1 protein-coding gene is annotated in these 919 nt (G+C 62.2%); it reads left to right on the plus strand.

The genetic code is table 11. The features are described 5' to 3' along the window. Nucleotides 1-65: 65 nt before the first annotated feature. A complete protein-coding gene (istB, locus tag NKH04_RS33115; RefSeq protein WP_353045611.1) occupies nt 66-866 on the plus strand; it encodes an IS21-like element helper ATPase IstB in 801 nt (266 codons plus the stop codon). The last annotated feature ends 53 nt before the right edge of the window (nt 867-919 follow it).

Consider the following 919-nt stretch of genomic DNA (forward strand, 5'->3'; position numbering starts at 1 on the left):
GTTGCGCCTTCCGCTCTGTTGCGGCCGCTGGCCGAATATGAGGCACTGGTGGGAGGCAGCTGGTGATGACGACGGTCGATCACGAGATGCTGGTGGCTCAGCTCGACCGGCTGAAGCTGACCGCGATCCGGGACCAGCTCGATACGCTCCTGGACGAAGCGGCGCGTTCGCAAATGACCTTGCGCGAGGCTTTGGCCTTCCTCGTGACGCGCGAGATCGCGCGGCGCGACGAGCGGCGCATCTCCATGGCAGGCAAGATCGCGCAGTTCCCGTTTGTGCGCGAACTCGATGGCTTCGACTTCGACGCGCAGCCGTCGCTGGATCAGCGCCAAGTCCGGGAACTGGCGACCTGCCGCTGGATTGCCCATGGCGACACGGTCCTGTTCCTTGGACCTCCGGGTACGGGCAAGACACATCTGGCGGTGGCTCTCGGGCGCGAGGCGATCCGGCAGAACCATAGCGTCCAGTTCGTCACGGCGGCCACGCTGGTGGCGATGCTGGCCAAGGCCCATGACGACGGTTCACTCGAAAAGCAACTGACGACCCTGTCGCGGCCGAAACTGCTGATCATCGACGAGCTCGGCTATCTCCCGTTCGAAGCCAATGCCGCACATCTGTTCTTCCAGCTGGTGTCGCGGCGTTATGAGCGGGGATCGATCCTGATCACCTCAAACCGCTCGGTGGGCGAATGGGGCAGCGTGTTTGGCGATCCCGTGGTGGCAACGGCGATCCTTGATCGCCTGCTTCATCATTCGACAGTGATAACCATCCGTGGCGACAGCTACCGGCTTCGCGAAAAGCGTCGTTCCGGCCTATTGCAGAAGGCCGGAACGACGCTCAGCACCAACGAAACCGCAAAACAATGAGGGGGTCAAATCTTCAGTTCGCCCTGGGGGTCAAATCCTCACTTCGCTTGACA

This window comes from Mesorhizobium sp. M1365 (genome assembly GCF_040317865.1).
Taxonomy (GTDB): domain Bacteria; phylum Pseudomonadota; class Alphaproteobacteria; order Rhizobiales; family Rhizobiaceae; genus Mesorhizobium.